Raw genomic sequence first — 5,153 nt, 5'->3', positions numbered from 1 at the left:
CCCCATATGAAGTATTTTTTGACAAACCGTTGCACTTAGTTTGACAATTCGCCATACAAATTTAAATAAAGGGGTACAAATCACTATGAAAATTAATGCTAAAAACTATTTTAAGATCAATAAGACGGCCGATGTAACACCAACGAACAATATCATTCGATTAGCTACCAAGGTTCAAATCGGCATGTTGGAGTCACAGGATGCTGAAAAAGAGATCACTGAATTAGACGCAATGAAAAACGGCCTGGAATTGCAGGACGAAATGGCCGATTTTGTGCAACGTGTAATGGGCTACACTGATAAGCAGATGGAAACGATTAATAACACTATCTCAATTGAACGGTTTGGTGAAGGGGTCGGCTACCTGATTATGCGTTTAAATGGCATCTCAGACGCTGATATTAAACTATCTGAGCAGAAGCAACGTAAAGCCATCGAAGACGCTAAGTCGTCAAAATAAGCCGGCACAAACGTAACGGTGAGCTTAAAAAGGAAGTCCTAAAGTTGAAAAACCAACAGGAAGACTTCAACTTACTAGCTCAACAATTATTAACCGAGGGGTTATCACCGAAAGAATTTGATGATAGCTCCTTTTTTAATATGATGGCTAGTTTAAACGCTCGTAAAAAGGAAGACCGTGCTGAACTAGTTGACCCACTAGAAGCCATTAATCAAACGTATGGCTTATAAGCGTTTGTGCCTAAAAGGAGGTTAAAAAAGAATGGCTAAAAAAGTAGTTGGCCGTGAGATGACCAGTAAGGTTGGCCTAGATTCAGCAGAAGCTGTTAAATCGCTAAAGCAGTTAACTGCTGAGGTTAAAGCCAACACTAATGGTTGGAAAGCCCAAGAAATAGCCTTGAAATCAGCTGGAGAGTATCAAAAGGCCGCCTCAGCTAGGGTAGACGGGTTAGCTAAGTCAATGGAGATGCAAAAGTCTAAAATTGATGAGTTAAAGTCCCGTCAAGCAGGCCTAAACAGAGATACTAAAGACGGTGAAGAAGCTTATTTAAAACTATCTGACCAGATTAACAAGGCCAGTCGGTCATACGGATCAATGAGTGGTCAGCTAGATCGAGCCAAGTCTAAACTACAGTATTACAATTCAGGTTTAGCAGACCTGCAAAAGGGCTATAAACAGAGTACAGCTTTAAGTGAGTCCTATGTAAAACGCCTAGAAGCCGAGGGTAAGTCGGCCGAAGCTAACAAGGCTAAATTGGGTGGCTTAAAACAGGCATATTCTAACATGGAAGCTCAGTATAAAGCTCAAACTAGTGAACTTGAGCGGATTAGGACGGCTAGCGGTGCTACTAGTGACGCTTATAAACGCCAACAAGTGCGTGTTAATGAGACTGCAACAGCCATGGCTAAGGCTAAGACTAGTCAAAAAGAACTAGTTAAGGCGATGGAAAAAGAACCACATGGCTTTATGTCAGGTGTACGGTCTAAGTTAGATTCCGTTGATGACAAGGCTAAGAAGACATCTCATTTATTTGGTACCATATTAGGCGCCCACTTAGTTGCTAATGGGGTTACCAACGCTTTATCGAGTATAACGGCATCTTTTGGCGAACTTACTAGTGCTGTAACAGAATATGATAACAAGCAACGTACAATGACGGCCACATGGACTACTTTAACTGGTTCAAACGGAAAAGGTAAACAAATGGTCGGCATTGGTAATGAGTTAGCCTCAGCCTTCAACCAGAACATTAATGTGGTTGATGAACTTAACCAGTCATTTTACCATGTGTTTGATAATGCACCACGGACTAAAGAATTAACTAAGTCCATCTTAACGTTGGGTGATACGCTTAACCTAAGTGATGAGAATGTTACCCGACTAGGCACCAACTTTACTCACATGTTATCAAGTGGCAAGATGCAACTTGGTGACTTTAACATGATTAACGACCAATTGCCGATGTACGCTGGTAAAATGCTAGAGTTCGAAAAGAAGCAACAGCATAACAGTAAGCTAACCATGTCAACACTACGTGACCAGATGAGTGCCGGCAAGATTAGTGCTAAAGACGCTGAGGAAGTCATGAACTCTCTTGGTGGCAAGTATGCCAAAGCCTCAGAAAACTTGATGAAGACCATACCCGGTATGGAACGGTCAATTAAGACTCAAATGCCGGCTTTATTAGATGCCGTTTACAAGCCAATTGCCAATATGAAGTCCCCATTAATGGGCCAGTTTACCAAGTGGATTGGCGATAAAAATACTAAATCTGAGTTTAAAGATGTTGGCAATGCGCTAGCCTTGCAGATTAATGACATAACTAAGGCGTTTGCTGGTAAAAAGTTTAATGTTGGTGATAGCCTCAATAAAATGTTGTCTAACCTAGCAAAAGGCATTGATAAAATGGGTGCTAACATCGTTGCTCACAAAAAAGAAATAAAGTCATTCTTTAGTTCAATGAAGACAGCTTCTAAGACATCCTTTAATGTGTTTGTGCAATCGCTAAAGGATATTGAACCAATATTGAAGATTGTCGGTGAGTTTGCTGAGAAACACCCTAAAGTATTCGCTGGTTTAGCTTCTAGTGCCTTTGTAGCAAGTAAGGGTATATCTGCATTAAAGCTAGCCTTCAGTGGCTTAGACTTGGCGAAGGGCCTAGGTGGCAAGCTTAGCCGGATTGTGTTCAAACCAAAGGTAGATGGCGCTGAAGGCAAGCGTGAACTAACCAAGTTTGCAAGTTTTGTCAAGCGTGCTGGGACTGGAATGGGTCACTGGTTAAAGATGGCTGCTAGTGTAACCACCACTAAGGCCAAAGGTGTGCTTAGCAGTATGTGGGCACACACTAAATCAGTCGGTGGCAAGATTGGTAGGGGCTTAAAGTGGACGGCTAAAATCGCCTATAAAGGTGCTTCTAAGGCATTCAGCGTGCTAGGTGCTGGTATTAAGACACTAGGTAAATCATTCCTGTCATTAGGCAGACTGTTACTAGCTAACCCAATCGGCCTAGTTCTAACTGCCGTGGTTGCGTTAGGCGTGGCATTCTACGAGGCTTACAAGCATATCAAACCGTTCCGTGATGCAGTAAATGGTATGGGGACTGCCATGAAGAAATTATTTACTGGCAAGTATGACTGGGAGAAAAAGGTTGGCTCAGCGTTGGGTAAAGTCGGTAACACCATGGGTAAATGGGCTAAAACCACTACCGGATTCTTTAAAAAACACAAGACCGAGATATTAACCACTTTGATTAACCCATTTGCAGGTCTAGCTACATGGTTCTTAAAGGACACTAAAACTGGTAAGAATATTCAAAAGTGGTCTAAAGGTTTTAGCAAAGACATTCAAAAAATGGGCTTTAAGAAGGCCATGGACAAACAGGTCAATGACGCTTCTAAGGCGTTTAGCAAGACTAAGTTCGGCGAGTGGTTTAAGACCGTTTCAGATAGCTTTGATAGTTTTAAAAGCAGATTTAAGAAGTCATGGAACAAGCACTGGTCAGACATGGGTAAATCGCTCAGGAATAACTGGAACGGTTCCGTTAAGAACACTAGGAACTTCTTTAGCACCGTTGGCAAGAAGTGGAACGGCTTTAAAAATAGCTTTAGAAAAGGTTGGAACAGCCATTGGAATGCTATGACTCGTAACTTGCATAGCGCATGGAGCAGTTCATATAAACATACTAGAGATTTCTTTAGTAGCATGGGTAAGAAGTGGAACGGTTGGAAGTATAGCTTTAGAAAGAGTTGGAATAACCACTGGAATGATATGCGTTCCAACTTAAACCACTACTGGAACAGGTCAATTAAACACACTAGAGACTTCTTTTCTAGCATGGGATCCAGATGGGTTGGCTGGAAGAAGAGCTTTGCACATAGTTGGAACAGTCATTGGAACACAATGCGGTCTAACCTGCATAGTTATTGGAACAAAGACTTGCGCCATACTAGAGTGTTCGGTCATTCAATGGGTGACTGGCTATCAACATTCAAAAAGTCATTTAAGGGTGGCTGGTCTAGCTTAGGTACCGGCGTTGAGAATATCTTCAAAGGACTTTGGAAGGATTTAAAGAGGTTTGCTAGAGACGGTATGAACGATGTTATCGACCTTATCAATGGTGGTATCAATGCGGTTGATAGTGTCATCCATACGTTTGGTGGTAAGAGGAAGACTATTGGTGATTTAAGCCATGTTCATTTTGCCGAAGGTACTGGTATGTTTAGCGGGTCACGGAATCCAATTACCAAGCCTACTATGGCAATGTTAAATGATGGTAATGATTCCCCCAAAACTGATAACAAAGAAATGGTCATGCTACCTAATGGTGATTCAGGCATTGTGCAAGGACGCAACACTAAGATGATGTTACCAGCTGGCACTGAGGTATTGAGCGCTAGTGAGACAGCCATGTTAATGGCAATGCAAGGCGTGACTAAGTACGCTAAAGGTACTGGGATATTTGGTGATATTCTAAACAGTGTTACTAGTGGTATCTCAGGTGTAACTAGCTGGGTTGGTAAAAAGGTAGGCAGTTTAGAGAAGTTTTTCAAGACCGCTGAAAATATTATTGCTCACCCAGTTAAGTCGTTAGAGAACCTGTTTAGCTGGTCTTCTAAGGGCGTCTCAGGTGTCATGAGTAACATTGGTCACGGCCTATTCAATGGTGTTGAGAAGCAAGCTAAGACATGGTGGTCAACCCTATGGGGCGGCGTTAGTGACAGCCTAGACAGCGGCGCTTCTAGTTCCACGCTAGTTAATGCGATGGAGAAGTATGGCGCCACAAACAAGTATGTCTACGGTGCTGAGGGTCCTAGTGCGTTTGACTGTTCCGGCCTAGTTGAGTACACCCTAAAGAAGCTTGGAATTAACTTCCCACGTACTAGTGGCGAGCAGTATAGGGCATCTAAGTATGTCAGCAATCCTAAACCGGGTGACTTGGTATTCTTTGGCCCAGGTGGTAGCGATCACGTTGGGGTATACACCGGCAATGGCGAGTTTTATTCAGCTGAAAATGAGCATGATGGCATGGGTATCAGTAAAGTTCATGGCGGTGGCTATGGTACGTTTGCTGGCTATGGGAGAGTACCCGGATTATCGGATAGCACTAGCTCGGATAAGTCTTCTAAATCTAGTGGGCTGTTAGAACGTGTTTAGAATCTTTTCAAGAGTATTCGCAGGAAGGCTAAGCTAATCA

The 5,153-nt window shown here is 42.6% G+C and carries 3 protein-coding genes; all 3 read left to right on the top strand.

Annotation, left to right across the window (positions count from 1 at the left end):
* Window positions 1–85 precede the first annotated feature (85 nt).
* Genes MMY95_RS14995 through MMY95_RS14985 form a run of 3 tightly spaced genes read left to right on the top strand, consistent with a single transcriptional unit; the run spans window position 86 to window position 5,113 of the window.
* Entirely contained in the window at window positions 86–460 is a 375-nt protein-coding gene (locus tag MMY95_RS14995) for a phage tail assembly chaperone (protein WP_202861022.1), read from the top strand.
* A gap of 44 nt (window positions 461–504) precedes the next feature.
* Window positions 505–690 carry a hypothetical protein gene (locus tag MMY95_RS14990; protein ID WP_015640500.1) on the top strand — a complete coding sequence of 62 codons (186 nt, stop codon included), beginning with the start codon at window positions 505–507 and terminating at the stop codon, window positions 688–690.
* Between the two features lie 31 nt (window positions 691–721).
* Window positions 722–5,113, top strand: coding sequence for an NlpC/P60 family protein (locus MMY95_RS14985; protein WP_241277778.1), 4,392 nt, complete (start codon window positions 722–724; stop codon window positions 5,111–5,113).
* The last annotated feature ends 40 nt before the right edge of the window (window positions 5,114–5,153 follow it).

The organism is Lactiplantibacillus sp. ME-2, assembly GCF_022549155.1.
Lineage (GTDB): Bacteria > Bacillota > Bacilli > Lactobacillales > Lactobacillaceae > Lactiplantibacillus > Lactiplantibacillus plantarum.
Note: the sequence above shows the minus strand (reverse complement) of the source record. Positions and strands in the feature narration are given on the sequence as shown.

Excerpts from the sequence above, each read along its gene's own strand:
- MMY95_RS14995 (WP_202861022.1), top strand. The coding sequence starts at position 86 with ATGAAAATTAATGCTAAAAACTATTTTAAGATCAATAAGACGGCCGAT.
- MMY95_RS14985 (WP_241277778.1), top strand. The coding sequence starts at position 722 with ATGGCTAAAAAAGTAGTTGGCCGTGAGATGACCAGTAAGGTTGGCCTA.